Genomic DNA, 26,285 nt, shown 5'->3' with positions numbered 1-26,285 from the left:
ATTAGATAAAGATAGCACTTTCGCCAACTTCGTTAGGCTTATTTACGTTTTCCGATACGCGTTTCGCATAAATCGTCATTTTTTCGGTAATACCGTTTTCAATAATATCGAGGTCCGGATCAATAAAGATATTCCGTTTAAAAAAGGAAGTTTTGATAAAGAAAATCCATTTATAGTTTTCCAGATCATCGCCTTTAAACTCTACAGGGCTTTTGGCAAACTTTAAATTGTAATCATCAATAAATTTATGGAACCAGATACCAAAGTTCATATTTTCTACCGCCTTTACCTTTACTTTTAAAGGTTCAGGATCGCTGCTTTTTTTGTACAGTTCAAGCTCCAATACCAGTAAACGGTTAAAATCTACATGGTCCATGTTGATATCCAGTGGGGTGTCAGGATATCTCCAGATCTTATAGATTTCTGAAGGGATGCCCAGTAGGGAAACATAGGCCCACCAAAAAATAAGCGGTACAAAAAAGCAGGTGATGCTGCCGGCACCAAACCAGCCAAAGTTTACCGAGCTTAACCAGTTAAAGGCCAGCTGAAACAGATATACCGATAAAATGGCCGAAACCAAAGTGGCAAAAAAGATAAATACCTTACGCTCAAGTAAATCTTTCGGATAATATTTTGTTAATAAATAAACAAAAACCGAACCCATTAAAATGTAATAAATACAGCAGATAATGTAGCCCCAGGGCATGAAATTAAAATTCAGAAAGCCTAAAAAACCCGGAATTGCTAAAATAATACCAATAAGCAGAACACTTACAATGAGTCTTTTGTTGTTGAGAAACTGGTTCTTCTTGTTAATGATAGAAAGTACTGCCGTTGAAACCAAAAAGATCAGCGGGAATAAGAGAAAGCGAATAAAAAATGATTGAACGTCCATTAATTTTTATAGATGTGATGTACTACAAATATAGTATCTTTAGTATTTGATTATAATCCTATTTTTTTCGATAATATAAATTTAACCTATAACAAATAACTAAGCTTAAAGTTTAAATGAAAAAAGAAACTTTGATTAATAACGAACTCTTTACAGATTATAAAGCTGTAGCGCATGCTGCAGACCTGATTGAACGTAAAGTAATTGATGCTGATAGGATTGAAATTATACCCCTTGGGCCTGATAAACGAGCTTTTGCCAAAGATATTGACACTACCAATGTTTATTATTCGGAAAAAAGAAGGCATGACCGGATCCGCATTAATACCAACCGCGAAGGTTTGTACGATATGCTGCCCGAAGGACTTTTCCACAGGCCGCCAACAGGCAGTGCGGGGATGGATGAGGAATCAATGATTAAAGACATCAGGGACAGGAGAGAGGAAGAAAAGGAAGCCAGGTTATTTTTTACTCCCTTTGACGCTGAAATTAATTATGTAAGGATCATGACCGAGCTGTATGAAAACATGCTCGATAAAAAAACAACCTATGCTGATCTGAGCCAGATATTCGAGTTTGGCTGGGACGAATTTAACCTGTTGAATAAAGAGCAGAGCATTATCTGGATGCACCTGTTACCCGAAATCCAGCAGAAAAGAAACGATATCGATTTTGTATCAAAGGTGTTAACCGCCTTGTTTAACCTGCCTATCGCCATTGTAGATGCCACAGCAAATATTGCCCCGGTAAAAATTGCAGAAGAAATGCAGATGCAGCTAGGCCAAAGTGCATTGGGTATTGATACCATTATTGGCGACAGCTTTAGCCCCGAACACGAAGCTTATAATGTAAACATCGGTCCAACTTCCCCGCAGGAACTGATTAAATTTATTCCCGGGCAAAAAAACAGGGCCATTCTGGATATGGCTATCAGTTATTTAATGCCGGTAGATGCTGAGGTAAATGTAGAATTGCTAACCGCACCCGATTATCAGGAAACGGTATTAAGCGAAGATGGAGAAAATGCTTTTCTGGGTTATACAGTTTATATATAATATTTCTCTCAAATTATCTTATCATCATTGCTGAGGCTCGAAGCAATCCTACAACGATTGCTGAATATGAAATTGATTAATCCAGCCTATAGTAGTAACATTGCATCGTTGTTCCTCCTCTAGTAATGACGACTTCTTTATTAAACTGCCCTATACAAAGCTGGCTTTAGCATTAACCTGTAGTGCACATTCATGGTACTTCTTAAATTTAATTTCGCCAGCGTTAAACTCAGCAATTCTTCCCAATCCTGCGCATCAAGTTTAAGGTTTTCTGCCGGCTCAATCAGAATATCGGTGGTTTTAATAAAGCCTGCATTTGGTTTATTATCCATTATTAAGCCTTTAGCCAGGGTAATGCCTTTTAATTTGTTCCCCAGTTCATAACGGCAAAAATTTATAACATCGGCCTTGGTAATAATCCTGTCAGCAGTTGTTAAGCCATATTTATAAGCCTGTACCCTGTTGGTCGCGTTTAATCTCGATCGGCCTCCTTTTGTTTGGCTCAATAAAAAAATACTCTCTGCGTTAACCTTATTATTGTCATACACCGCTAAACGACTGCCTGCATTAATATGATTGGCTTCTTCGGCCTGCGTAACCCAGATGTCTAAAAATAAAATATCCGCATCATCAATCGGTTTCAATACAATATAGCTGGGCAGTTCTTTTATATCTTTAAGTGCCGAACGGCTTTTTTGTTCAATAAGTGCAATGTTTTGTTCCAGGTTTTTAAGAATTGTGCTTAAAAAATCTGGTCCGTAGGCAGAAAACGCTGCTTTTTCATCGCGTAATAATTCAAAAAGATAATCTACCAGTTCTTTTGCATTTCTGGTGTCGAAACGCTCCGTACCCCCGTACCTGATTGAAAAAGAACCATCGCCTTTTTCGTTCTCGTTGGTATAAGGAATTTCATTATAACTTTTCCCCTTATTATCCTTCAGGTTTTCTACGGCCAGCATCTGGTCGAGCGCTTCAGTTTTAATAGGGATGATGTTGTTCATCGTTTTAAGCCTGTGTTTAATCTGGCTTAAACGTTTATTTACAACCGGGAAAGCATTAATATAAATATGTAGCTCATTCAGCATTTCCTGGTTAATGGCCGCTGGAAAAACTACTTTAAGCCATTTTACCGAATCATCGATCTTATTAAGCGCTGCGGGTTGAAATAAGTTTGCAAATTCGGCAGGGAGCTCCTTGGTATCGTCAATATTGAAATCGTTCAGGTCGCCAAGCGTAATAAACCTGTTGCTGTAAAACTGCAACACGTCGGCTTTAATCAGGTTAAGCAGTTGTTTGTGTTGAAAAGGAGCCTGTATTTTACCCGTTAAAGGCTCATCCATAAACCGTTCGGTGTAACCTGTGAGTTCGTTTTCCTTGTAAAACCATTTTCCTAACGATAGCAGGTCGTAAGTGTTTTCGGGCACCGAATAATTTTTCCAGTCGAAAAATAAATTCAGTTTATTAAAATCCATCCAGTTATTTAAGCCGCTAAAGCCAATATAAAGGGTGTTTTTCTCCATCAAAGTACCCGGAAGCGTGTTATAAGCCGGTTGCTTGCCCATTTGTTCTACATCAAAAAGGGTATTTCCGGTAGCAATATATCTTATAGCAGCATTGTTAACCTTTACATTGTGCAGCGGACTAAAAAAAATATCGGTTTTCTTTGGTTTATCATTTTCCTGCTGGATGTTTTTCTTGAAGGCAAACTGGCTGTATGGCGATAGGTAATCTTCCTGTTCAATGGGCCTCGCATGCATAATGGCATGTGCAGGTAAGGATGATGTTAAATGATCAGGAGCTAAAATGCGGCTAATCTTATCAAAGATTCGGTTCTCCAGGTTTTTTACATCATTCGCAACGTTAAAAAGCTCGTTGCTCAGGGCTTCAATAATCAGCCTTACTAATGGATCGAAGTCGTTACTGTCTTTAACATTCCAGAAATCTTCGGCATTTTTTACAATTCTATTGCGGATTTCGTCTTTGGATGAATAAAAAACTGGTTTCATGTGTAGGATATTTTGGGCGTTTTAGATTAGGTTGATAGCGGGCTGAGGAATAAGGCGGTATTAAAAAAATATTTTTCACCTGTGGTTTTTATGAGCGCCCGTACACTAATATCTACCTTTTTTTTGATCTCCGTGATCTTACGCAGCGGATAAACATTCTCTACTTCGGTAATGCGCACTTCTACCGCGGTATTATAGATTCTGAACTCATAATCGGTGATCGATTTTAGCAGCGATTTGCGGAATTTTTCCTCCCAGATGCTTTCACTCACGATTAATTCAAAATCAAGGTCCCATATCTCGCACCCGAAATCATTGTGGTACCGGTGCTCACCAAAGCGGGTAAAAATGATCAGTTCTATGTGGTTTGAAATCGATCTCCCAAGGTCAGCAGGCTGAAGGCCAGTGCCTGAGAAAACAGACTTAAATCTGAAGGGTTTGTTGTAAAAATTTTCAGACATAGATGGTTTGGCTTAAAGTTTGTTAAAAGTAAAAGAAATAAAATCGTTTTAATAACCAAACAACAAATATTAAAAATTGTTATAGTACAATGTTAATTTGAAAAGGTTTGTGTGATTTTGTGTGAGGTTGATGTCGGATTAATATGATAACTAATGCTATGTGAAATTATTAATGCTCTATGAAACCCATTAACGCCATCGAAATTAGAACTGCTTATACCAGGTTTATTTTAAACTTTGTATTTCTGACGCTTTTCTCCATCCTTGCTATTTATCTCTTTTTTGCAGCATCCGATTATGAGTACACCCTGCTCGATAAAAAGGTAAAAGAGACCGAAAAGCTGTCTTATCTAAGAAAAGATATCAATACCAATTTCGACCTTATCCTGCTCCGCTTTAAAGAACTTGCCCAATACCGCGATTATAACGCTAACGAAATGAGCAAACAGAGTATTTTGCTTGGCGATATCCAGAGTGCCAATAACAGGATAAAAGATCTTGTATCCAAAAAAACACAAACCAGTCCGAGTTTCGATCTTTACGAAAAACTAAACAAGAATGTTGGTGCAATGGCCGATCTGCAAGATTCGCTGATCAATACCAGGGGCGACATTCAACGCTACAAAGAGCAGATCAACGATTGCCACCGCGCAAACCAGGCTGCAGCAAACAAAATTAAAAACGGAAGATTCGGCCGGTAATTAAAAAATTATGATAAAATTAAGCATAAAAGAAAGGCGCGAACAATTCTTGTTTTTTGTGGCGCTGTTTGTTTTTACCGTTGGGCTTTTAAGCTTTGGTATTTTTTATAGCAATACCTCACGATACGAAATTTCGAAAGAAGAGCTTGAGGTTAAGATTAATGAGAACGAAGCATTCGAAAGCATGGTGAAGGAAACTTCGCCTACCATCGATACCACTTATAAACAGATTACCCGTTATAATCCAAATGTACAGGCGGTTTTCTTAAAAAATGATATACAAAACTCATTAGGCTCTATCAGGGCTGCGTTTGACCGTAAGGCATCAGACTCACGCTATAAAATCTTTGTTCAAACCGCCCAGCTGTACGACAGATTATTTTACGATAGGCAAGAACAGAACAGAAACATTACAGATATTGAATTGCACAAAAGACAACTGGATGATTGTATTACCAACAGGCGCCAGTTGCAGCAAACCATGTCTGCACGATAAATATCCCAAAAACAACCTATAAAAAAACGCTACCTATGTCTGACACAAACACCAAGCAAGTTAATTCAAATTCGCAAGGCTATGTTATTCTCTACATCCTATTAGCTGTACTGCTCTTAACAGGCCTCATTTTCTTATTTAAAAGCTCATTATTCGAAAAAAGAGCAATTGATGCGCGGATTTTAAAAGATGAAATTTATTTAAACGAAGATTTAGTTTTCACCGATAATACACCTAAAGCCTCAAAATGGTTATGGGAGTTCGGAAATGGCGAAAAAGCCACGACCAAAACCGGTGCTTACCATTACACAAAACCCGATACCTACATTGTGCGCCTGACTGTTGATGGCGAACTCCGCCAGGAGTTTCCGGTAACGGTAAGAGATACCGTACATACACCGGTTATAGACAGTGTATTAACCATTAGCGGGCCAACTGCTGGTTTGGTTAACGAAGAAATCAGGCTGGAAGGCGATGGCGAGGGGAAAGATTTCGAATGGTCTTTCGGCGAAACCGGCCGTGTAGATGTTAAGGGAAAAACGGCCTTATACACCTACCGTGCACCAGGAAAATATGTGGTTCGTTTACGTTCTGATAAAAGCCGCAAACCTGCATTTTTAAATATTTTGATTACCGATCCTAACGCAGAAATTGTAGAAGATCTTGTTGCGCCCGGCGATGGTGAACGTAAAACCATCGATGATATCAGGGCACGCTTACAGGCCATTGCCAACGGTGCCGATTTTAACTCCAATTATTACTACCTCGTTAACAAGTACATGTGCGGCAACGAAAAAGTAACGGTTAATGTAGAAATGAACGGGAAGAAAAAACAGACTGATATTTATTCGTATTGTATGGGACTCACTTTTGGAGGCGAAATAGCCGTTGATGAAGCGCAGCTCACCATCAAGCCAAATTCTACCTGTGCCAGTTTAGTAAACATTAAACAACATTCGGGAACGGCCCAGCCAACGGCAACAAATGCTGATGCCCCGGCCAAAACAAAATAGATTAACATCTCCTAATTTTAAGCTCATCCACAGATTATGAAAAAATATTATGCCTTAACCATCCTGTTTTTAGGAATATCGTTTGCCTACGCACAGTCGCCGGCATCCTTTGGCAAAAAAGTAAAATACATGCCTAAATCGTATGAAAGGCCTTCTGAAACCATAAACGTTAACGACAATACCAGCAGCAGCAGTTTGCCATGGATTGTTTTTTCCGACCGCGAAGATAATTATACCACCACAGCGCCCGGCGGAAGCCTGATTATGAAAAAAATCAGCTTTATGGAACCTTTTTATGTTTCTAAAGAGGAAAACGGCTACTTGAAACTGGTTAAATATAAAGCCGGAATGATCAGGGGGAGAAAAATTAACGATAAAAAAAGTGCCATCAGCTATGGCTGGATCGCAAAATCGAAATTGCTTTTATGGCAACGCGCTTTCTCTAACCAGAAAACAGGTTATGCAGAAAAAGCCATCGGCATTGTTAACGGAAAAAATGCGTTAACCGAACCAAAATTCTATTTCGATACTACCGATTCTATTTTAGTTTACAATACACCTGAACTTAAAGACAGGCGCACTAAAGTGAGGTTACACGAAATTACCTATATCTATAAAAAATCAGAAGATGGCAAAAAATACCTGATCGGTTCTGATGATCAGCTGGTTGCCGATACTGCTTTAAAGAGCATATATGGTTGGGTTTCTGCCGAAGCCGTACACAGCTGGGGCGACCGTTTGTACATCACCTCGGTTAAGCCGGGAAATTACGACAATGATGATTCTACCGCAACATCAATCAAAAATGGAATTGATAAAGGAACTGCTTTTGTAATAGACCCATTATTGCCGGGAGAAAACCTGATTTTAAGAAGTGTACCAGTGGTTTCGAATGATGAAGGTACAAATGTGGTAGGTATTGCTGCTGATGTTTACAATAAAAAAGACAATAAAATATTAACCATTAATGGTTCAGCGCTTTCTTATCAGGACTACCTGAAACTACGTAAAAATAAAACCAAGGTAAACGTAGTTTTTGTGGTAGACGGCGGTAGCCCAATGACCAAGTATTTTTCCGGAATGACCAACACCATTGCTTCTTTCGAAAATATAATGGGCGATTTTGGAAAAGGAACAAAAGTGAACTATGGAGGTGTGGTGTATCGCGGTGAAAGTGGTTGTGCATTGAAAGGAATTTTTGTGAGCCCGATCCAAAATGATTACAGGCAGTTGATGACTTTCCTTTCAAATCAAGCCAAAAATACGGTTAGATGTAATGGAGAGGTAAGTGAAGAGCCTGTTTTTCAGGCCATCAGAACAGGTTTGGGTTTGTTTAAAGCAAAAAAGAACGAAACCAATTTAATTATTCTCGTAGGTAGCACCGGAAACACCGGCGGAACCAACAATTATCTGATTAACGAATTGAGCGAGCAGGTTGCACAAGCAGATGCACGTATTTTAGCCTTGCAGGTGTACAGCGATTTTAACCAGTCGTTTAACGATTTTGTAATCCAATCGCGTAAACTCGTTTCAGAGTCGGCTATCCGTTCTGCTGAGTACAGAAAAAATACCATGGTAAAAGGCGAAGGCTTAAAAAGCTTCCAGCCTTATAATACCAGTTTGCAGGATTCTATTTCTTACTATTTAGATTATCCTAAAAACAGTTTAATCCAGGGTGGGGTGGTTTTCCCGACCAAAGGATCGGTAAATTCCAACCAGAGTATGACGATTGCCTTGCGCCGTTTCGTAAAAGAAACCAGTTCAGATATCTATAACCAGATCAGTTCATTAGATAGTGCGTTCCGTTTAACGGGTATTTCACGTAAAAACCTGTCACCTGAGGTAGAAAGCTTGTTGCCAGAGCCGGTTGGTGCAGAAGTTGCAGACCGCATGCCACACAATGCCTTTAAATATTACAGTACCGCAAACTTATCAGCCGATGCTGTAAAAAATAACCGCTCTACCTTGCAATATGCCATTGTCTTAAATAATATGGAGTACAAACAGATTGTAGATGTGTTTTCGATCATGTTAGGGCAAAACCTTCAGGCCGATCAATCTTCTTTCAGAAGCAAGCTGGTTAAAAATTATGTAAGGATGCCAAAACAGATGCTCGGCATAAAAATATCATCAGGCGATATTAAGAAAATGACTTTGGATAATTATATCAAACTGGTAACCGGTTTGCCTTTAACTAACGAATTCCTTGCTAAATACACCGTAAACGATTTAAAAAGCACTTCAAAAATGCCTTTAGATCAGTTTGAAAACTATATTAAACTGTTAAGCCAATCGGTACAGCAAATTAAAAGGGCCACGCAAATTGAGCAGCAGTTTATTTCCAACGGCAAAATATATTACTACATCACCGAAAATAATTTTAACCCGGCAGTATTGCCTACAACCAACTAAGGCATATGGCAGTTACAAATTTAAGCGAATCGGTAAAAACAGCGCTCCACATTGCACAATCTTTAGCCAAAGAGTACAGAAACGAAGTTTTTACTGCGGCTCACCTGCTAAAAGGCTTAATGCATAAAGATGTTGGCCTGAGGTCGTTCATTACCTCCATTGGTAAGGATGAAGAATACATTAGCGAATGGGCAGAAGTGCGGATTGATGAACTGCCTAAATCGGCAAGTTTTACCGATACCGTAAGCGGAGCACCAGAAATTGCCGTGATATTTGAAGAAGCAGATAATGTGCGCATTAAACTCGGACTGGATTTAATTACTCCGGTATGTGTTTTAACCGCATTGGCAAAGCCGGGTATTGGTTTTCAGCCCGATCAGTTAAAATCTTTCCCGATTAAAGAACGCGAAATTTTAGACCTTTATGTTAAAGACGAAGAAATTTCGAGGGTGGTTTCTCCTGATAAAGCAAGCGCTGGTACCGAAAATAAAAGTACAGGCAATGCCTTGTATAAATATTGTATCGACCGCTTGCAAACCGTTCGTGATGGTAAAACAGACGAAATCATTGGTCGCGATAGAGAAACCCGCCAGATGATGGAAATTCTTTGTCGCCGCACCAAACCAAATGTAATTTTAACAGGTGATGCCGGCGTAGGTAAAACTGCCCTGGTTGATGGTTTCGCCATTGACATTGTAAACCAGAATGTGCCCGAAAGTTTAAAACCTGTTCAGCTTTTTGAGCTCGATTTAGGTTCATTAATTGCAGGCGCATCTTACAAAGGTGAAATCGAAGACCGTTTAAAAAACATCATCAAAGAAATCAAGCAGTTTGAAAAAGCGGTACTTTTTATTGATGAAATCCATACTTTACTAGATAGCAAAGGCCCGCTGGGTGCAGGGATTGGTAATTTATTAAAACCAGAACTCGCCCGTGGCGAAATTACGGTAATTGGTGCTACAACCATTGATGAGTACCGCAAAATTATCGAGCCCGAGCAGGCTTTTAGCAGGCGTTTCGAAGTATTGCAGGTTAACGAGCCAAATGAAGAAAGTACCATCAAAATGTTGCAGAAACTGGCCGTAAAGTACGAAGAGCACCATACTTTAACCATCGAACCTGATGCTTTAGGCGAATGTGTGCGCCTGGCCAAACGTTACATGAAAGACAGACGCCTTCCTGATTCTGCCTTCGATTTATTGGACCGGACGATGGCCGCCATGAAAATGATGAACGACACCTCCGATCAGGTTATTGAAAGTTTGGAAGCCGATTTACAAGTTTTAAACAGTAATTCTGAACAATCAGAAGCAGATAAATTTGCCGATTATAAATGGCTTTTCTCTTTACTGCAGAATAAATTAAGTCCGGTTTTGTTAGGCCGCTTAACCGATGAAACACAAACGGATGCTTTCGAAACTGCTGATGAATATCAGGGATACATCAACAGCAGCTTGCAGGAGTTAAAAAAATACGCTGCAGAAAAAAGCGACCGCATTACCAAACAGGATATTGCCTCAATTGTAGCCTATAAAACAGGCATCCCAATGGGGAAACTGCAAGCAGGCGAAAAAGAAAAACTGCTTAATATGGAGCAGTACCTTAAAAAGCGTGTGGTAGGACAGGATCAGGCTTTAAAAGCTGTTTCTGATGCCATACTCGAATCGCGTAGCGGTTTAAACAAAAAAGGACAGCCCATTGGATCATTCTTTTTACTGGGCCCAACCGGAACCGGTAAAACCGAACTCGCCAAATCAATCGCCGAATTTTTATTTAACGATGAAAAAGCGATGATCCGATTCGATATGTCCGAATTTAAAGAGGAGCACAGTGCTGCACTACTTTATGGCGCGCCTCCGGGCTACGTGGGTTACGAAGAAGGGGGCTTGCTGGTGAATAAAATCAGGCAACAACCTTATTCCGTATTGCTTTTTGATGAGATTGAAAAAGCGCACCCTTCCGTTTTCGATACCTTTTTACAGATTCTGGACGAAGGCCACATGCACGATCGTTTGGGCAAAGAAGGCGATTTTAGCAATTCATTAATCCTCTTTACTTCCAACATCGGTAGCGAATGGATTGCAGAACAAATTGGTAAAGGCGTAATTCCGGCTTCCAACCAGCTTATGGAAGTGATGGCCGGGCATTTCCGTCCCGAATTTTTAGCCAGGATTTCAGAAATCGTTCCTTTTGCACCAATTAACGAAAGTAATGTGGTACGCATTTTCGAAATCCAGTTAAGCAGTCTGGTACAATCGTTAAACAAGATGGGAATCGAATTCGAAATTGCAGATGACGCCAAGAAAATGATTGCTTTAGATGGTTTTACACCAAAATATGGAGCAAGGCAGTTATCGGCAGTTATCCGTAACCTTTTACGCAGGCCGATCTCCAAATACATCATTTCCGGAGAACTAAAAAAAGGATCGAAGATCGTTGTTAGCAAACATCCCGAAGAAGATAAACTAGAATGGAACATTATTCAGCCAGAAGTTGTTACATTGGAACAAAAATTGAGTTAAAACGTTAACTATTATATTATTAGAAAAAATTAATCGTAAACCTAAATCTACATACTATGTTTAATTATGAAATTGGCGGTAACGAGCGAAAAATTGACACCTCAGAAGCTTTCGCTGAAATTGCCCACAACAAAACACTTTTTGTACAAAAACTAACCGATAACGAACCCATTAAACCAGAAAAGGTAGAGGGCTTAAAAACGGTAAAAGAGGTATTTGAACATTATAAACCAAATGTGAGGGTAGCCTTCGAAAAAGAAGATGGGTCTACCGTTGCCGAAACCATCAACTTTACCGATTTAAGCGATTTTGGTGTAAAAAACATCATCAATCAAAGCAACTACCTCACCAATGTAAACATCGAGAGAGAAATGTCGCTTAACGTAATCAAACAGTTAAAATCAAACAAAACTTTAAAAGCTACACTTGATGACGAAGAAACAAAATCGGCCTTCATTAGTGCTTTAAAGAATTTTGTTGACGAATTGGAGCAAAATAAATAATCTTAACGCCGAAAAAACATGTCAAATCCTCAAGAGTTAAAAGCAGACCAAAATACATCTGAAGCAGGTTTTAAACCGGCCGAAGTTAAAACCATAGAAAAAACATCCCTTAAAGATAACTTAGAAAAACTGGCCCGTGTTGGCGGTTTCGATTTGTTAGAAGCTACGGTTGATGGCCTTCAGAATTTAAACCCTGAACGTAAAGCCCGTAAGCAAATCTTTTTAACCGGTGATGAAAAGAAAAAAGAACGCGAAGAACTGAAAAAGAAAATCCAGCTTTGGATTGATGTGCTCGAATCTTCAAACTCTGTTGCCGATATGGTAGAAAAAAGTACCGAAAAGCTGAATGCAGCAGAACAAAACCTGAGCAAAAATATCGGTACAGCTTTAGAAAGTACCAGAGAATTAGAGCAGGCCTACCGTTCAGTTCATTTATTCTATAAAAATACCGAATCTGACAAGCTTAAAAACGTGGTGTTGTTAAATGCATCAATGGATCAGATTAAAGATTTGGATAACCCACGTTTTATCGAATATGTAGATGATGAGTTAAAACAAAATTACGACCGTTTAGACCTGCGTAAAAACTATTCTTTAATGGTAGTGCCAGGTTACATGGGTTCTAATAAAGTGGTAGAAAGATGGGGTAAAATAGCCCACAACAACAAAGCCATGCTGGTAACCGATTTTGCCGATCTTGATCAGCCTGATGATGTACTTGATTTATTTACAGCTGCTAACCTTACCGGCGCTGATGCATTCAGATCGAACGTAATCATGACCTGTAACTGGTTGGTTGGCCGTGGTAAAGTTGCTGAAGTTGGTGAAGAAGATGATTTAACCGTGCCGGGATCTGCTGCACTTGCTGGTAAAATGTATTATACCCTGATGTCGCAGGTTACTGCCGGTAAAAAACATGGTGCTATCAACGAGGTAGACGGCGTAAAATTCGATCTGAAGAAAAGTGAAATATCTCATTTAGAGCGTGTTGGTTTAGTGCCAATGGTTAACGAATATGGTAAAGTGATGGCTTTCTCTGCTAAAACTTTGTTTAATGGCGATAACATTGGTTTACAAACTTATTCTGTTGTGCGTGTATTCGATTACGTAACCAAAGTATTGTTCGATTTCTTAAACAGAAGGGCTTTCGAAAACTGGACTTCTAAAACAGAACAAGACCTTCGCGGGCAGATTGTTAAGTTTTTGGATGGCATCCAGGGTGCAGACCGTTTGATCGAAAGATTTAAGATTATGCGCTTCGAAAGAGACGAACAACAAAAAGACAGAATCCACCTTGATATCCACATTACACCATATTTTCCTGCAAAAAGTTTTGTGGTAAAACTGGATGGACATAAAGGAGAAGATGAAAATACAACCTGGAATACAGAGTACAATCAACAATAGTTTTTGATTGATGAAAATAAAAACCCAACCTTAGCGTTGGGTTTTTTTATGGTTATGCATAACACTTAACAAATTCTTTATAATTTTGTAATGCATCGGCCAGATCAGATTAATCAAAAAAAATGAAGCAAGTACTTATCCTGAATGGGGATATTGAAAAAAACGCATCTACAAATTTCCTGATTAACGCCTATAAGCAAGGTGCTGAAAGTGTTGGCGCTACCGTAAGGGAGCTGGCCATTATCGATCTGATATTTAATTCAAACAAGCTGTTTAATAACAGGCAGATTGCTGAATTAGAGCCCGATTTGCAGAAAGCCTTAACGGCCATTAGGCAGAGTAGCCATGTGGTGCTTTTTTGCCCTGTATATGTAGACCATATCCCGGCAAAAATTAAAGGCTTTTTCGACCGCCTTTTTATGCCCGATCAGATTTTTACTACTCAATTGCAAAACGTAAACAACAATTTTGGCGGTCGTTCGGCAAGGATTGTGTCTATTTTAGACGAAGCAACATTCAAAGAATGGAAGGCAAATAAAAAAACCACTTATCTTTCTATCAAAAAAGTAGTGTTCGAAAAATGTAGAATGAGCCCAGTACTTACCAATACCATTGGCGAACTTCATTCCCTTGAAAACCACTACAGTCAGAAATGGCTGGCAAAAATGGAAAAGTTTGGCTCACAGCTGATTTAAAATTGCCATGGTCTCTGTCCCCCGCCATGGTCTGTATCTTAGCCATGGTCTGTGTCTGCACAGACCATACGTATTAGTATTATTTTGTCCTATAACGTTAAACCTTGGGTTCTACAGTTTTATATTGCTTATTGCCCGCCATGTTCTGTGTCTCCACAGACCATCCCTATTTAAAGCATCAATTTGTCCTAAAACGCTACACTCTGGGTACAATTGCTACAGTATCGTAGTGGTGATGGCTGTTCTAATGTATTTGTAACACTAAAGATAGATTCGGATTTTTCCACATCTTTTCCACAAAAACATATTGCATAACTTCGTTTTTAGGCGATATGCCTTAAATTGTCATTTTTTTAAAATCTGGTTATCACTTATCAGTGAGGAATATGCATCACGTTTGGCCTGATATTTGGTTACATTGCTGAAGTAGCGGACGCTACAATTAAACCAATTTTTTAACCTTTAAATTTTAAAACTATGGCTTTCAAAGCTAGATTAAATTTTTCAGGCAAGGAGTACGATGTACTTCATTGTGCCTATGCGTTAAACCGTGATGTAGATGCTAAAGGAAGACCCTCTTCCGGAGTTTACGGCGGTACCATCGACATTGAGATCGAATCAACCGAAGACACCTCAATCATCGAGGCGATGGTAAACAACCAGTACAAACCCATTACAGGAACCCTGCTGATCAAGAAAACAGAGGAAGATGCCAAAATGAAAGAAGTTAACTTCGAAGACGGCTACATTGTTAAATATTCCGAAGGGATTAACATTGTTGGCGATCACCCGATGACGCTTAAGTTCCAGATTTCAGCCCGCAAGCTTAAATTAGGTAACGCAGAGCACCTTAACGATTGGCCAAAAGCCTAAAGAGAGGTTAAGGCAAAGGTTTAGGGTACAAGGCAATAAAACGCCAAACTCCACACGCTTATCGCCAACCGCTCACCGCAATTCATTCATTTAAAAACATTAAAAATTACTACAATGGCATTCAAAACCCGTTTAAACTTAGGATCAAAAGAATTTGATGTACTACAGTGCAGCTTTTCATTAAACAGAGATGTTGACGCAAAAGGCCGTCCATCGTCAGGTGTTTATGGTGGTACCATCCACATCGAAATCGAATCAACTGAAGATACTTCAGTAATCGAATCAATGGTTAACAACCAGTACAAGCCGCTTTCCGGAACAATTGTTTTCAAAAAAGGCGAAGAAGATGCTAAAATGAAAGAACTGTCTTTCGAAGATGGTTACATTATCCAGTATAACGAGGGTATTGCAGTAAACGACAATACACCAATGACTTTAAGTTTCGTAGTATCGGCCCGTAAGCTAAAGCTGGGCAATGCAGAACACGAAAACGATTGGCCAAAAGCTTAGTCATCACTAAACATATAGTAATTAAAGCGCGCCGATTTATCGGAGCGCTTTTAATTATTTGTTATTTTATTATCCCGCATCTACCTTATCATCCCAAAATTAATATTGCTTTTTGATGTGTATATTAATTTAAAAAGCTACCTCAAAAATTAATGCTCAATTATGTCCAGCCATTCCAAACATATTGCAGTAAAAAATCATTACTATTCTGGTAAAACGTTTGGTTCGGCATCAATACACAATAATCATCCGGACATACGGTTTGCTGAAAATGGATCCATTTTTAATATAAGCGCATGTGCATACCCGGCATTTAACCTGGGGTAATTTGTTGTGAATAAGATTAAATCAATATGGAAAAGAAACTCATTACAGAGATCAATATAGAAGGGAAAGAAATTACGCATTTTGCTTCCTTCAGCTTACATCAGGCTTTTAACGAGCATCACTATTTCGAGCTGCGTTTTAACCACGACCAGATGGGTGCACCTGGTTTAATCAGCCTGGACGATAGCCGCGATTTTGTAGGTAAAACTCTAACTGCTTCTTTCGGGCATTCATCAGAAGGTATGCAGAATTTTGTAGGTCTGGTTTCAAAAGTCGAACTATCGCAAAGTCATGGCTACCATGGTGTTTTGATTGTAAGTGGCTATAGCCCAACAATTTTAATAGACCGCGGCCCTGATCTGGGTTCTTATTTAGATAAGGACCTGAATGAGATTGTAAAACTGGCAACCAAAGATACACCTGCAAACGACCTTAAAGTTGTTGCCAATGCAGCCAGAACCAATCCCATTGATTATATTATCCAATACAGGGAGAGCGATTTTGCTTTTTTGAACCGTCTTTCGGCTGAGTACCACGAATGGTTCTTCTATGATGGCAAGCAGCTTAATTTCGGTAAGCCCAATACGCAAAAAGATATATCGCTGTTTTATGGCAGGGATGTACAGGAAATGCAGTATGCTATGGAAATTGCCCCGATTAAAAACAAACGTTTCTCTTATAATCCAAAACAGGACGAAATGTTGTTGAGCGAAAGCAGCGGGAACGTAGATGGAACACCCGATTTATCGCATGCTGTTAAAGCTTCAAACCTTACTTTTAGCAAAACTTTCAATCAACCATCTTTAATCCGGGTAGATAATAACAACGATATTAAAAATCTGGTCGAAAATGAAGAAAAAGCCAATACCAGCGAACTTTTAAAAGTAACAGCAAGGGGCGATAACGCAGGTTTAAGTATAGGAAGTATTGCCGAAATTACCATGAGCCTGAGAAAAGAACTGGCTTTTACAACCGAAAGCCTTGGCAAATTCCTCATCACCGGGATTAAACATCATATCGATGAGAATGGTAAATACCACAATACTTTCGAGGGGAAAATAGCTACTACCGAACGCATTTTGGTAAAAAACTTCCAAAAGCCACAGCCTGATATGCAACTGGCCGATGTAGTCGATAACAACGATCCGCAGGGGCAGGGACGTATTAAGGTAAAATTTAAGTGGGAATGTTTAACCAACGATGTTACCGAATGGTTACGTGTGGTAACACCAAGTGCCGGTATTGGCGAAAGGGGTAATAACCGCGGTTATTTCGCTATTCCAGAGATTGATGATCAGGTAATGATCGCCTTTGAAGAAGGAAATATTGCGCGCCCGGTGGTGATGGGAAGCGTTTACCACAGCGCCAATGTTGATAGCAGTCCGTTGATTAAAAATCACCTTAAAAGCATCATTACCCGGAGCGGGCATCTGGTCGAATTTGACGATGATGCCAACAGTCAGGGGATAAAAATTACCGATATCCATAACAATATCATCCACATCGATACCAAAGGTAATAATATTACCATTACCGCCCTTGAAAACATGAGTTTGAACTGTAAGAACATGCAGATTAACGTACAGGAGAATATGGATGTGCAGGTGGGGCAAAACCAATCTACCAATGCAGGTAAGGATATTGTCACTACAGCGGGTAATAATTATTCGTTAAGTGCTGTTGGCGATGTTTCCGAAACATCCAACAACCGTACAGAACTGGCAATGAAAGATTTTAAAAGAACGGCTGATACTTCAAACGAAATTGCTTCAGAAATAAGCATGTTCAGTGCAAAAGAGAACATGACGATGCAGAGTGGTAAAATTGTGGAGCTTAATAGCGCCGAAAAATCTAACCTTTTCTAACAATGGCAATTATAAAACAAGCTAAAAATATCAGCATTGAGGTAATCCAAAAATATGAACTACGTGTTGGTGTTAAATTGGAAAAAGTTGCCCAGGTAATGAATGTTGAGGCTACTTCACAGAACCTGTCATTGGCCAGTAGCAAAAAAATTGTATCAAGCGGTAACAAATCATGAGTTTTAGAAAAAACAGGTATTTATTGCTGGCGTTCGTTTTACTGGCGATAACAAGTTGCAAAGGACAAAAAATGGAAGAAAAATTTGAGTGGACAGGTACGGTTTCGGCTCCCGAAGAATATCCGATGGAAATATACAAGGGGGCTTTAATTGCTAATGATTTTACCTATAGTTTTGATGCCATCTGGGGAACGCAGAATACTGGATGGGGAAACGACGGCGGCGTGATGAGCGTAACGACCAAGCAGATGGAAGCACCGGATTCGTTAAGTTTTACCTGGCTATCGCTAATGGAAAAGAAATTTTATACCGGTAAATGGAAATTAAATAAGGCCCGCATTGCCCAGTTATTCCATGACGGATTTAAGGATAACCTGACCAATAAAAAAGATAACTACACGTTGATCAAAATTGGTCTTGCGCCAAAAGGTAAAGTAGTGGTTTGGCTTAGCGGCCCAGGTTTCCAGACGGAAGTGGGTGCTTTTGAGGCCAATGAAACAACTATTTCAAAAGAACAGGCTTATCCCAATGCAAAGTATATGCTGGAGCCGAATTTTATCACACTTACACTGGAAGATAAAATGATTATGAAGCCGGAAATTTTAGAACGCATTAAAGCTGAAGGCATGCCAGACCCGGCTGTTTATGAACTTTACCGCAAAAAATATCCCTGGCATCCGGAAGTTCATTTACCAGTTGGAGATCAGTTGATATTATGCTACTACAACTTCCTTAACGGCGAAGAAGAAAATCGGTTTGGAGCAGATCTTACAGCTAATCCATACGTTTCCAGGGCCGTGCCCAAATACATCACTTTGGTTTGGAAAAAGGAAAACGGAACGAAATACGGGCTTGAAATAAAACCTTTTGACGAAAAGGAAACAATGGCTGCTTTTGAGAAACTTGGAACATCAGGTGAGATAAACCTGGTTGTATCGCTAAATGCGGACGGAAAAGGAGCAAAAATATCGCTAAAAAATAGTACAGAAGAAATTCAGCTCAACAGGGCGAAAATTGATATCAGTAAAGTGGATTAGTATGACGAGCGTTAAATTGGGCAGTTATGTACCGCCAAACGATAAAGTAGAGTATTTAGATCTTTTAGTAGGTGTGTTTTTTGATGGAACAAAAAACAATATGAATAACTCTGAAGAGCGTAGAGCCAATACACCTACCTACCAACGTAACGGAACAGACAGCGACAGCAGTTACCAGAACGATTGGTCGAACGTTGCCAGACTTTGGGATATTTACGATAAGAGTAAAAGTATTTATTTAGAGGGTATTGGTACTGAAGATGGGCAAAAAGATAGTCAAATGGGTTATGCCTTCGGTACCGGAAGCACAGGAATAAGGGGAAAAGTGAGAAAGGCCTGCGAAAAAATTTTTACAGATAAACTGAAAAGTGCGATAAAGAGCAGCGGAAAAAAGAAATTAAGAAGCATTACTTTCGACGTATTTGGTTTTAGCCGGGGAGCTGCGGCAGCAAGAAATTTTGTTTATGAGATCGGTAAAAATGAATACCGGTCTAGGATGACTGCAGACCCACATACCGGAATCGTATCGAGATATGATTCGGATGGGGAAGCAACAAGTTTAGAAGTAATGCCAGCCTGCGGCCGTTTAGGCGAAATGTTTAGCGCTGCCGGACTTAAAATAACTCCTAACCAAATTAAGGTAAGGTTTTTGGGCATTTTTGATACCGTATCGTCGTACTCAAAATATTTTAGTGTATCTCCTAATTTCAACGATGTTGAAGAATTACATCTCAACCAGATTGGTCGTGCGCAAAATGTTGTCCATTTTGTAGCTGAAAATGAGCACCGTAAGAATTTCTCCTTAACACATACAAATGTTGGGAGAGAACGGGTTTTTCCGGGTGTACACAGTGATATTGGAGGAAGTTACGAAACAGATACAGAAGTAGTATCCGAATTGGCTACCTCGTGGACCCTTAAAGGCAATCTTGATGCTTTTAAAGCAAAACTTATAAAAGAAGCCTGGTATAAGGAAAATCAATTGAAAGTTACCGGTGGCAATATGTACTGGGCCCTTGAGGGAAGAAGGTTTATTTACAAAGAATACAGTTATATCCCCTTACAGTATATGGCAGAGCATAGTCAGAATCATGGTTTGCCACTTGCTAAAAGTAAAACTGAAACAAAATACACCATCAACGGCAATCCTTTGCTACTCAGGGTTAAAGCCAGGCTTAGAGATTATGTAATGGCTAACGGATCACAATATGTTTTTTCTGCAGAATTACCCAAAGATCCTGCGCAGCGGCAACAGCAGGAAGACCTTCGCAAATTGAGAAACCAGTATTTGCATTGGTCGGCAGATAGAAAAAGTTCTTACGGTATCATACAGCCTATGACGCCAAATGCCGATGGCAAAAGGGTTACTTATTAATACGCTCGGTTATGGAAAAAGTAAGTAGCCTTTCAAATTCTGCAGCTCAGGGCAAAATTAAGCTCAATATCGACCATGCGATTGATTTTGCACCCAAACCCCGTTCTACTAGGAATTATGGCATTACCATTAAATACTATAACGATGGAAAAGCGGAAGTGGCAAAAAGATTAGATTACCAGATCCACCTCAAAGTGAACCAATTTAGAGATGAAAATAAAGTCTGGCAGTTATGCTTTGATAAAACGGATCTTTTTATAGACAGGCATGAGCCTGATTTTATTGGCGAACAACTGGCCAGCATGGGCATGGGTGCAATATATCCCCTAAAGGTTGATGTGAATTCCAGGAACGAAATATTCAGAGGAATTATTAATCACGGAGAAATCCTAAACCGCTGGAAACAGGTAGCCGAAAAAATCTCTGATAAATATGAAGGCAGCTATGCGGAGCTATATTTAGAAAAGATGGAGAAAAAGATATCAGATAGGTTTGAGCTTGAATATGCATTAAGAGCAGATATGTTCTGGAATGTGTTTTTTCATCCCCAGTACCTAAAATATAATGGTTCATTATCCCGGCAAAGCACATTATTTTTTCCCGTTATCGCTTATAAAAACATGGCTTTCGAAGGTGTTCAATCTGTCGAGCCCAACTATACCGGTTATGGGACATTCAAAGTGAATTTTTCTTCAGAAGGTGAGATTACCGAAGAGCAAAAAATACAGATGGGGCAAAAAGGGGCTTTAAAAATGAAATTAAATGCCGACTTTGATTTAGATCAGGATGGAGGTTTGCTTAAACATGCGCATGTAAACTGGAATTTATATAAAAAGGAAAAGGGAGAAGAAATAAGCATTAAACGCATTGCTTTCTCTGCTTATGAAATTGAAAGCAGCATTCCGGCAACAGATCAGCATTTGTTAATTCAGGAGGGAAATAACGGTTTTCCTGTTGAAAAGAAAAAGGGATTTTGGGCAAGGGTATTGGGTTAAATAAAGGAGAAGAGAAATGTCACAGAAAGAAATCATTGTACAAGGTGCCACCTGCCAATGCCAGTTTGGTACCACAACCGATAAATTGAAGGTACTTACCCAGCAAAAGCATTATGTGAACGATAAAGATGGCGCGCAAAAATTAATTGCCTCTCATGTAGATATCGGGATGACTTTTGAAAAAAATACCTTCGGACAATGTAAGCTACAACCCACGCCAGGCGGTTTTAAACCCTGTATGCCCGCCCTAACCGAATGGAAAGGCATGTACAAGGATATGGTTTTGATCAACAACGGGCAGGTGCTGGTAGAAGACAGTAAAGGAGTTTGCACCATTAGCGGTTCACCCTGTATCTTTTTTGCTAAAACAGGACAAAAAGGACAGCCTTCGCAGCAGAATATCGATAATGCTGATGAGGAACAACAATCGCAGATTAATCCATTGGTGAATATGAAGGAGCTGGATAAGGCCGGTTTATACGAATTTTTAAACGCTGAATAGTCATGCCAGATAAAATAGAAGATACAAGAGGATTGCAGCATTGTTATTGGAGGGAAAACGGCAAACTTTATTCGCTTACTAAAGGGATGGGAATTTACCTGAATACCGAAAATAAAAATGAATTTGTAGTTGATGAAAGGTGTGTAGGCGGAAAAACCACCAATCCTAAACACACCATCGAAAATGCCCGATGGGCGTTCATATATGATGTGTTTTTTCAAAGCCTGGAAAAAGCAAAATCCGGCGAAATTACCGATAACCTCTGGGGGCCATTAAGCGGCGGAAAAATTCCGGTAAGTAAATACGGATTGGGTCTTAAATATAAAGTTGGCAGCACTTTTTTATTTAATCCTTCGGGTTATAGCTATTATTACGGCTTTAAACAAAGAGTAGAGCTTTTTAGCGAAAGTCCGGGTACCGGCTTTTATTTTTATGTAATACCGGTAACCAAATCAAACATCTGTTATGCCTACTTTAATAAAAGTGAAGACGTAAAGCGTTATGGCGATTTTGCAAACCTCGAAATCATGCTGCACGGCTATAACCTGGATAAGAAAAACAAATATCGCGGAAAAGTATATCTATTGGAAGAAGATAAAGCGAAAGGTTTAACCGGTACAGATGATTTTAAAAAAAATAACCTGTGGAAAGAACCAAAGGTTTTTGCCATATCTCAGGATGCTGGAAGTTCAAGCAATTGCAACAGCTATTATAAAACTTCTTTTCCGATAGAAATTGCCTGGAAAAAGGACCAAAAAGCAAAGAAAAATTTTACCGTAGTACTCGAAATATATAAATATCATACCGAACCCGGATTAATATACGGTACAAATGAAAAAGAAGAACGGGTAGTCTTCAGGAACTTTGCCGATGAGCCTACCACTGATCTGGTTACATATGATGCTAAAGTATTAGGGCTAAAGGATATCGACAATAAATCGTCTATTTCAAGCCGCTTTATCGTATCTGAAGAATTGATGACTGACTTTTTAGACAGGATTGAAGCAAAAAAAGTAAATCAGATCCAGTACATTGGTGATATCAGGTACACCAGAAAAGAATTCGATCCCTGCGGTTATTCAAAAATCGTGATCAAAGATGATGGAGATAAAGAAAGAAGTGCTTTTACCTGCTTTGATGAAGACCTTTTAACCACAGGGGGCGACAAAACCGGTCAGCCGTTTTCCATCATTGCCGGAGAAAAGAGAAAAGATGTATCCATTACGGTAGAAAACCTGCATAATAAAAATGTACCGTGTAACGGCCTGCTACTTCCAAGCGGACAAAAGCATGATTCCCCTGACCATGTTTTCTTATTGGATAGGGCCATCGCGGCAGAAAAAACAGATAAAGGCTATACTACTACTAAAGATCCTACACAAGAGAATGATACCGATGTAATTCCGGATAAAAACAAGGCGCCTTCTGAGGACGTATCGGAAGTACAGGTTTTACAAAGTGAATTTAAAGGTGAAAACCAGATTGTTTTAAAGCTCAATTATATTTATAATAAAGTTTGGCTGGAAAGGAGTTTAGGGGATAATGCAGCTTCTGAATTTATGTGGATGTTCAACTATTTCTGGTTGAGCGATTCGTTGGCGCAAAGTTATTATCTCCCGGTGAGCACTTGTAGATACCCCAACCAGATTGCAAAAATAAACGTGTATCCGGATATGGAATGGGAGTTTAGTTTAAAGCTATCTTCCGATACACCAGAGGTTTATTCGCACACAAATATGCCTGCCGGTGTTACTTCAAGGCAGAACAGGATAAAAACTTTGGCTGCTTCCAACAACCGCAGGTTTTTAAATGGTGAAGTATCATTCGATCTGGCTATTAAGGCAAAATCAGGTGATTTTACCAGGGAGATATCAGGCGGGTATGCGGCAAAAATAGAACCTTTTTTAAGGGCTTTAATTAAGGTAAAAGAAACATTGGATGATATAACCGGTGTCACCAAAGCCAAAAATGGAATGGCGGCAAAACTGGCTTCAAAACTGCCGATAAAAATGCTGCCCATTACTTTCCAGATGGATTACCCCGTAATATCGATTGCGGGAACCTGGAAACTTGAACCGGACAAGGAAAAAATATATAATGTAAGGAGAACAGGGACCATATCCCTTGGTTTTACACCACTGATAAAAGGAACAGGTAAACTCGATCTAATCGCCTGTGCCGAATTTATCCCTGCTGCAGGGCAGGTTATCAAAGCAATACGTACCGCTGCCGATGTTGCAGGAATAGAAATCTGGTTTAACCTCCTTGCGTTCGGACAGATAGATTTAAAGGCAAATATTACATTGGGACAAGAGTATGGTATGGAACCTTTAGAGGCCAGTACTACGGTAGGTATCGGGGCTGAATTGGGGATCAAAGCGGCAGCTGATGTCCCAAAGATCAGTTTTAACTCACGTCCTTCGGGTGAAGGTTTTGGAGTCGAATTCGAAGCCTCTGCAAGAGGAGAGACTTCACTTATCTTTTCTGGTAAAACCGGTGCAAGCAACGAAGGCATGTATGTTGAAGCTGGCATAGGATTTGGAGGTCTATTGGTTTATGTAACTGCAAAGGCAAAAATATGGCGGGCAAAGGTTGGGGTCGACAATGAAGCCCACGAATTGGTAGAGCCTAAACCAGATATGCTTAAAGGACGTTATTACTATATTAAAAACAAATAAATGGGCAAAAAAATTATACTCGGCATCTCCATTTTAATTCAATTCTTGAATATTGGATGTCAGGCACAAAATGATAAAAAAACAATGGAACAAATTATTAACGATATCAAATCCCAGGTAAAAACATATAGCGAAACACCTGTTTATACTGTTCAGATGAATAAACAGGGTTGCAAAATGGTGTTGGAAATGCAGGATAACGTAGATTACAGGATGGTGGAGAACAATGGCGAAAGTATGATGTTGCCTCTTAATGCGATGATTACCAAGAGCGGTCCACAAACGGCTATTGTTAAAATTTATCCAAAAGATGGGGACGAATTTATATCTAAATATGCACACGTTACACTAACTTTTTATCACGCACCCAATAAAAACAGCAGGTTGTCTGAGTATAAAAAAATAACAGAATTTGAACTTCCTTCTGGATTGGAGGAAAAAAAACTTCCGTATTACGAAACCAGGATCCAGTTTGCGGCCACGGTACCTTTTGATTACAGTAAAGAACTGGCCGAAGCAAAAGACCTAAAAACTGTTCCCAACATTGAACAAAAAGTAGTACAAAAATATAATGAGATACGCAATGCCTGCGAAAACTTTGATTCATTGGCGTACAATAAATATTTGGTACACTCTTCAGCCTTAGTTTACAATACAACATACACCAGTAAGGAGCAGATCGAAGAAAAGGAAAGTTCTGGTGATTTGCTTGCCCTTGTTGATCCGCAGGTAAAGAAAAGATCGTTTACGCCTATTCAGAACTATTCGGTTCAGTATTATGCAAACGGAAAAATAGTAGCTTTATGGCAAAAAAACCATCACCCTGTTTTACATTTAAAAGGTGAAGTTGCTTCCTCTAAAGAAGGCTCAGAAGCGAAGTCATTTGAAGCTGGAGATCCGATTTTTCTGTACCTGCCAAAGAATGCTGAAGGACTGCAGGTTTGGTAGTAAATATTACATCTAAATTTATGTTAATTAAAAAAGAACTGCACAGGTAGTTCTTTTTTATGAACAAGCTATGATAGCCAAAAGAATTTCAATTGCACTATTTTGCTATTTCCTTTTTTTTAGGCTCTATGCTGTATGTGCTTTATTTTATTCCTTCATCATTCAGGCATCTAACGAAAACCTGATCAGAAAAACAAACGATGGTTTTCAGCTCACCATTTTCCAGTTAGAGTTTTATTTTTTCCTGATCGTTATTTACGGTTTCCGGCCATCGCGTTTTAATAAAACAATTATTAAAAGTTACCGTGTGGATGAACCTAAAAAACTTTCAAAAAAGGCTTTTTTTTGGACCGTATATTTTGGAGTGCTGCTTGTTGTTTTTGGAATTCCGTTCATGATATTTAAGAGTGCTTTGGCAGGTGTTTTTGATATCCTTACCGGAGCCAACCAGTATATCGTTGAACATACAGGCTTACTCATAATGGCTATGATTTTTTTAGGCCTTAATATGCTGGGCTTTTACTACGATTTTAAAAATGCTTTCGGTCATGCAAAAATTGAGTTTATCAGGGTTTTATATTCATTTATGCTGGCAGTTCCCATTGCTGTTGTGCTGTATCTGATTACTGTTGTATTACAGCTGAAAGCAGATGCATTGATCATTATCTGCCTGGCATTCAATATTTCATTTCTTTTTCTCCAGGTTATGGGCTATAGGGGAAGAAGGAAGTTAAATTAACCGAACACCCATAGAATGGACCGGACCAGCAATAAATTTTTCTTCGATCAGCCGTGAAAAGAAAATGGATTAATAAGTGGTGTAATACTCCCCC

General features: G+C 39.3%; 23 protein-coding genes. 20 read left to right on the top strand and 3 right to left on the bottom strand.

Going from position 1 to position 26,285, the window contains the following annotated elements; all coding sequences use genetic code 11:
• Position 1 precedes the first annotated feature (1 nt).
• The gene (locus tag ABD769_RS16020; RefSeq protein WP_344852402.1) at positions 2-895 is read right to left on the bottom strand and encodes a TssN family type VI secretion system protein; all 894 of its coding nucleotides are present in this window, start codon (positions 893-895) and stop codon (positions 2-4) included.
• Positions 896-1,011: 116 nt separating this feature from the next.
• Between ABD769_RS16020 and ABD769_RS16015 the strand changes: the two genes are divergently transcribed.
• Positions 1,012-1,950, top strand: a complete 939-nt coding sequence (locus tag ABD769_RS16015; RefSeq protein WP_344852401.1) for a type VI secretion system baseplate subunit TssG — start codon at positions 1,012-1,014, stop codon at positions 1,948-1,950.
• 140 nt (positions 1,951-2,090) lie between these two features.
• On the opposite strand, the gene ABD769_RS16010 is transcribed toward ABD769_RS16015, so the two are convergent.
• Together ABD769_RS16010 and ABD769_RS16005 are read right to left on the bottom strand one after the other, a co-directional pair.
• On the bottom strand, positions 2,091-3,956 hold the full coding sequence (locus tag ABD769_RS16010) for a hypothetical protein (protein ID WP_344852400.1): 1,866 nt from the start codon (positions 3,954-3,956) through the stop codon (positions 2,091-2,093).
• A gap of 26 nt (positions 3,957-3,982) precedes the next feature.
• Positions 3,983-4,417, bottom strand: a complete 435-nt coding sequence (locus ABD769_RS16005) for a GPW/gp25 family protein (RefSeq protein WP_025141850.1) — start codon at positions 4,415-4,417, stop codon at positions 3,983-3,985.
• A 179-nt stretch (positions 4,418-4,596) separates the two neighbouring features.
• On the opposite strand from ABD769_RS16005, the gene ABD769_RS16000 reads away from it, so the two are divergent.
• The 19 genes from ABD769_RS16000 to ABD769_RS15910 all read left to right on the top strand — a co-directional run bounded on the left by ABD769_RS16000 (position 4,597) and on the right by ABD769_RS15910 (position 26,191).
• Entirely contained in the window at positions 4,597-5,118 is a 522-nt protein-coding gene (locus tag ABD769_RS16000) for a type VI secretion system TssO (RefSeq protein ID WP_344852399.1), read from the top strand.
• Positions 5,119-5,128: 10 nt separating this feature from the next.
• Positions 5,129-5,614: a type VI secretion system TssO gene (tssO, locus tag ABD769_RS15995; protein WP_025141852.1), complete on the top strand. Its 486-nt coding sequence runs from the start codon at positions 5,129-5,131 to the stop codon at positions 5,612-5,614.
• A gap of 35 nt (positions 5,615-5,649) precedes the next feature.
• Positions 5,650-6,627: a PKD domain-containing protein gene (locus tag ABD769_RS15990; protein ID WP_344852398.1), complete on the top strand. Its 978-nt coding sequence runs from the start codon at positions 5,650-5,652 to the stop codon at positions 6,625-6,627.
• Positions 6,628-6,663: 36 nt separating this feature from the next.
• Entirely contained in the window at positions 6,664-9,039 is a 2,376-nt protein-coding gene (gene tssR / locus ABD769_RS15985) for a type VI secretion system protein TssR domain-containing protein (RefSeq protein ID WP_344852397.1), read from the top strand.
• Positions 9,040-9,044: 5 nt separating this feature from the next.
• Positions 9,045-11,561, top strand: coding sequence for an ATP-dependent Clp protease ATP-binding subunit (locus ABD769_RS15980; protein ID WP_344852396.1), 2,517 nt, complete (start codon positions 9,045-9,047; stop codon positions 11,559-11,561).
• Positions 11,562-11,617: 56 nt separating this feature from the next.
• Positions 11,618-12,064, top strand: a complete 447-nt coding sequence (locus ABD769_RS15975) for a hypothetical protein (protein WP_344852395.1) — start codon at positions 11,618-11,620, stop codon at positions 12,062-12,064.
• An 18-nt stretch (positions 12,065-12,082) separates the two neighbouring features.
• Positions 12,083-13,471 carry a DUF5458 family protein gene (locus ABD769_RS15970; protein ID WP_344852394.1) on the top strand — a complete coding sequence of 463 codons (1,389 nt, stop codon included), beginning with the start codon at positions 12,083-12,085 and terminating at the stop codon, positions 13,469-13,471.
• Positions 13,472-13,593: 122 nt separating this feature from the next.
• On the top strand, positions 13,594-14,166 hold the full coding sequence (locus ABD769_RS15965; protein WP_344852393.1) for an NAD(P)H-dependent oxidoreductase: 573 nt from the start codon (positions 13,594-13,596) through the stop codon (positions 14,164-14,166).
• A 477-nt stretch (positions 14,167-14,643) separates the two neighbouring features.
• Positions 14,644-15,039, top strand: a complete 396-nt coding sequence (gene tssD, locus ABD769_RS15960) for a type VI secretion system tube protein TssD (RefSeq protein ID WP_025141859.1) — start codon at positions 14,644-14,646, stop codon at positions 15,037-15,039.
• 114 nt (positions 15,040-15,153) lie between these two features.
• Positions 15,154-15,549 carry a type VI secretion system tube protein TssD gene (tssD, locus tag ABD769_RS15955; RefSeq protein WP_344852392.1) on the top strand — a complete coding sequence of 132 codons (396 nt, stop codon included), beginning with the start codon at positions 15,154-15,156 and terminating at the stop codon, positions 15,547-15,549.
• A 353-nt stretch (positions 15,550-15,902) separates the two neighbouring features.
• Entirely contained in the window at positions 15,903-17,741 is a 1,839-nt protein-coding gene (locus tag ABD769_RS15950) for a type VI secretion system Vgr family protein (RefSeq protein ID WP_344852391.1), read from the top strand.
• Between the two features lie 2 nt (positions 17,742-17,743).
• Entirely contained in the window at positions 17,744-17,917 is a 174-nt protein-coding gene (locus ABD769_RS15945; protein ID WP_187592523.1) for a hypothetical protein, read from the top strand.
• A complete protein-coding gene (locus ABD769_RS15940) occupies positions 17,914-18,954 on the top strand; it encodes a DUF2931 family protein (protein WP_344852390.1) in 1,041 nt (346 codons plus the stop codon). Before ABD769_RS15945 ends, ABD769_RS15940 begins: the two co-directional genes overlap by 4 nt.
• Before the next feature lies 1 nt (position 18,955).
• A complete protein-coding gene (locus ABD769_RS15935) occupies positions 18,956-20,329 on the top strand; it encodes a T6SS phospholipase effector Tle1-like catalytic domain-containing protein (protein ID WP_344852389.1) in 1,374 nt (457 codons plus the stop codon).
• An 11-nt stretch (positions 20,330-20,340) separates the two neighbouring features.
• The gene (locus tag ABD769_RS15930; protein ID WP_344852388.1) at positions 20,341-21,324 is read left to right on the top strand and encodes a hypothetical protein; all 984 of its coding nucleotides are present in this window, start codon (positions 20,341-20,343) and stop codon (positions 21,322-21,324) included.
• 16 nt (positions 21,325-21,340) lie between these two features.
• Positions 21,341-21,826, top strand: a complete 486-nt coding sequence (locus ABD769_RS15925) for a DUF4280 domain-containing protein (RefSeq protein ID WP_344852387.1) — start codon at positions 21,341-21,343, stop codon at positions 21,824-21,826.
• A gap of 2 nt (positions 21,827-21,828) precedes the next feature.
• Positions 21,829-24,504: a hypothetical protein gene (locus ABD769_RS15920; RefSeq protein WP_344852386.1), complete on the top strand. Its 2,676-nt coding sequence runs from the start codon at positions 21,829-21,831 to the stop codon at positions 24,502-24,504.
• Positions 24,505-24,588: 84 nt separating this feature from the next.
• Positions 24,589-25,452, top strand: a complete 864-nt coding sequence (locus ABD769_RS15915; protein WP_344852385.1) for a hypothetical protein — start codon at positions 24,589-24,591, stop codon at positions 25,450-25,452.
• Between the two features lie 70 nt (positions 25,453-25,522).
• Positions 25,523-26,191, top strand: coding sequence for a hypothetical protein (locus tag ABD769_RS15910; RefSeq protein ID WP_344852384.1), 669 nt, complete (start codon positions 25,523-25,525; stop codon positions 26,189-26,191).
• Positions 26,192-26,285: the final 94 nt, after the last annotated feature.

The organism is Pedobacter jeongneungensis, from assembly GCF_039538295.1.
GTDB classification, from domain to species: Bacteria; Bacteroidota; Bacteroidia; order Sphingobacteriales; family Sphingobacteriaceae; genus Pedobacter; species Pedobacter jeongneungensis.
Note: the sequence above shows the minus strand (reverse complement) of the source record. Positions and strands in the feature narration are given on the sequence as shown.